Annotated in this window: 6 protein-coding genes; all 6 read left to right on the forward strand. The window is 56.5% G+C overall.

The features are described 5' to 3' along the window. Window positions 1-332, forward strand: a 332-nt coding sequence (locus WBC85_RS13965) for a Phenylacetic acid catabolic protein (protein WP_424438421.1), incomplete at its 5' end; no start/stop codon positions are given. Next, window positions 333-797: a DUF3291 domain-containing protein gene (locus WBC85_RS13970; protein WP_424438424.1), complete on the forward strand. Its 465-nt coding sequence runs from the start codon at window positions 333-335 to the stop codon at window positions 795-797. A gap of 144 nt (window positions 798-941) precedes the next feature. After that, complete coding sequence (paaB, locus tag WBC85_RS13975) at window positions 942-1,226, forward strand: 1,2-phenylacetyl-CoA epoxidase subunit PaaB (protein ID WP_424438427.1); 285 nt, start codon at window positions 942-944, stop codon at window positions 1,224-1,226. Continuing rightward, the gene (gene paaC / locus WBC85_RS13980) at window positions 1,226-1,978 is read left to right on the forward strand and encodes a 1,2-phenylacetyl-CoA epoxidase subunit PaaC (protein ID WP_424438430.1); all 753 of its coding nucleotides are present in this window, start codon (window positions 1,226-1,228) and stop codon (window positions 1,976-1,978) included. Before paaB ends, paaC begins: the two co-directional genes overlap by 1 nt. 1 nt (window position 1,979) lies before the next feature. Continuing rightward, window positions 1,980-2,438 carry a 1,2-phenylacetyl-CoA epoxidase subunit PaaD gene (paaD, locus tag WBC85_RS13985; RefSeq protein WP_424438433.1) on the forward strand — a complete coding sequence of 153 codons (459 nt, stop codon included), beginning with the start codon at window positions 1,980-1,982 and terminating at the stop codon, window positions 2,436-2,438. Window positions 2,439-2,450: 12 nt separating this feature from the next. After that, window positions 2,451-2,954: FAD-binding oxidoreductase (locus tag WBC85_RS13990; protein ID WP_424438436.1), on the forward strand; the 504-nt coding region annotated here is incomplete at its 3' end.

The following is a 2,954-nucleotide window of genomic DNA, read 5'->3' on the forward strand; positions in this document are numbered from 1 at the left end:
GCGTTCACTCCGAGCAAAGCATGTCGTGGAAAATCAAGATGAACGGCAATGACGAGCTGCGCCAGAAATTCGTCGATCAGACCGTCCCGCAAGCTGAATATCTCGGCCTCACGGTTCCAGATCCGGATCTGAAATGGAACGCGGAAAAAGGCGGCTATGATTTCTCCCAACCCGATTGGGACGAGTTCTTTGAGGTGCTCAAAGGCAACGGACCCTGCAACAAAGAACGCCTCGCCGCACGCAACAAAGCATGGGACGACGGCGCATGGGTCCGCGACGGCCTAATGGCGCACGCCGAAAAGAAACGCGCGCGCAAAGTGGCGGCAGAATAGATGCAACTCGCTGAACTCAATGTTGGCTACGCGCTCTACCCGCTCGATGATCCGCGCATGGCGGGTTTTATGGACAATCTCGACAAGATCAACACGCTTGCCGAACGCTCCACAGGCTTCGTCTGGCGCATGCAATCCGAGGGGGGCAATGCCACCGATATCGCCGTCCCCGGAGATGAAAAACTGATCTCCAATATGTCGGTCTGGACCGACCCGGTCAGCCTGGGCAACTACGTCTTCAACACCGTTCACGGGCAATTCTATGAAAAACGCCCTGAATGGTTCGAAACGATGGGAAAGATGCATTTCGTCATGTGGTGGGTGCTAGACGGGCATCAACCAACTCTGGATGAAGCGATGGACCGCCTCGCCCATCTACAAGCCAACGGTTCTACCGAACATGCTTTCGGATGGGACCACATCGATCAAAGCCTGTTCAGGCGCTGCTCCCATGCAGCGGAATAATGACATGATCTTCTTCCTCTCTCTTAAAATATCCCGGGGAGTCCGATCCATGATCGGACGGGGCAGCGCCCCGAACTGCCTGATCCAAAGATCAGGCTTCCCCAGCGCAAGCGCCAGCTTGCACAATCTAACAGGAGCACAACAATGAGCAAAGAATGGCCCCTTTGGGAAATCTTCATCCGCGGCCAGCACGGCATGAGCCATCGCCACGTTGGCAGCCTTCATGCCCCCGACGAAGAAATGGCGATCAAGAACGCGCGCGATGTCTATACCCGCCGCAATGAAGGCGTCAGCATCTGGGTTGTCGAAGCGCGCCATATCGCAGCCTCCTCCCCCTCGGACAAAGGCCCGCTCTATGAACCGTCAGAAAGCAAGGTCTACCGCCACCCTACTTTCTTCGACATCCCCGACGAAGTGGGCGCAATGTAATGAGCGCTTATTTCGAATTCCTTTGCCGTATGGGCGATAACACCCTGATCCTTGGGCATCGCGTGTCCGAATGGTGCGGCCATGCGCCTGTGATCGAAGAAGACATTGCGCTGGCCAACACCGCGCTTGATCTCATCGGGCAAACCCAAATGTGGCTCGGCCTCGCCGCAGAGGTCGAAGCCAAGGGCCGCACAGCCGATAACCTCGCAATGCTGCGCGATGCGTGGGACTTCAAAAACGCCCTGCTGGTCGAACAACCCAATGGCGATTTCGGTCAAACCCTGATGCGCCAATTCCTGTTCGATGCTTGGCACCTTGAAATGCTCAAAGGCTTGATGCAATCCACAGAGCCGCGCGTTGCAGAGATCGCTGCGAAGGCAATCAAAGAAGTGACCTATCATGTGGAGCGTTCTGGCGACACGGTCATCGGCCTTGGTGATGGCACCGAAGTGAGCCACGCCAAAATGCAAGCCTCGCTTGATCTGCTTTGGCCCTATGTGGGCGAATTGTTCACCCCTGACACTGTTGATATCGAAATGGCCGAAGCTGGCATCGCCCCTGATCTGCACAAACTGCGCACCGCCTTTGACGCCCGTATTAGCGCGCTCATGGCAGAGGCAACGCTCACGATCCCTGACAGCCGCTTTGCACACAAAGGGGGCAAATCAGGCTTTCAGCACTCCGAACACCTCGGCCATATCCTGACACAGATGCAATGGCTGCAACGCGCCTATCCAGGCGCGAGTTGGTAACATGAAGCCCGATATCGCCCAAGTTTGGCAATGGCTCGACGCCGTGCCAGACCCCGAAATCCCTGTGATTTCGGTCGTTGATCTGGGCATTGTGCGCGCCGTGGAATGGGATGGCGAGACGTTAGAGATAGCTGTGACGCCCACCTATTCGGGCTGCCCTGCGACCTCTGTTATCTCGATGGATATCGAAACCGCGATGCGGGATCACGGAATCGCTCAAACCCGCATCAAGACCCAAATCTCTCCGCCTTGGACGACTGATTGGCTCACCGCCAAGGGCATCGCCAAGCTGGAAGAGTACGGCATCGCACCGCCACGCGCCGCTGGTGGCCCTGCACGTTGCCCGCGCTGCAAGTCCGGAAATCTGGACCGCATATCGCAATTCGGCTCCACACCCTGCAAAGCGCAATGGCGCTGTTTGGACTGCCTTGAGCCGTTCGATTATTTCAAATGTATCTAAGGACGCCCCAACATGGCACGCTTTCATCCGCTCGAAGTCACCGACGTTCACAAAACCATCCGCGACGCTGTTGTTGTGTCCCTTCGTCCAACCGACGGCGCTGATTTCGACTTCATCCAAGGCCAATATTTGACTTTCCGCCAAGAGATTGAGGGCACGGAAATCCGCCGCTCCTATTCGATCTGCGCGGGCAAGGATGATGGTATCTTGCAGGTCGGCATCAAAAAGGTCGACGGCGGTGCCTTTTCCACATGGGCTAACGAAAACCTCGCACCTGGTATGACGCTGGAAGCTATGCCGCCCATGGGCAATTTCCATACCGCAATAGACCCTGAACAGGGCAAAAGCTATCTGGGTTTTGCGGGCGGCTCTGGCATAACACCCGTTCTGTCGATCCTGAAAACCACGCTGATGCGCGAACCCGATAGCCGGTTCACCCTCGTTTACGCGAACCGCGGGGTAAACACGATCATGTTCCGCGAGGACCTTGAGGACCTCAAGAACCTCTACATGGGC

The organism is Planktotalea sp. (genome assembly GCF_049680325.1).
Classification (GTDB): Bacteria; Pseudomonadota; Alphaproteobacteria; order Rhodobacterales; family Rhodobacteraceae; genus Planktotalea.

Bases quoted from the DNA above. Each gene is read 5' to 3' on its own strand.
- paaB (WP_424438427.1), top strand. From the start codon at position 942: ATGAGCAAAGAATGGCCCCTTTGGGAAATCTTCATCCGCGGCCAGCAC.
- WBC85_RS13970 (WP_424438424.1), top strand. From the start codon at position 333: ATGCAACTCGCTGAACTCAATGTTGGCTACGCGCTCTACCCGCTCGAT.
- paaC (WP_424438430.1), top strand. From the start codon at position 1,226: ATGAGCGCTTATTTCGAATTCCTTTGCCGTATGGGCGATAACACCCTG.
- paaD (WP_424438433.1), top strand. From the start codon at position 1,980: ATGAAGCCCGATATCGCCCAAGTTTGGCAATGGCTCGACGCCGTGCCA.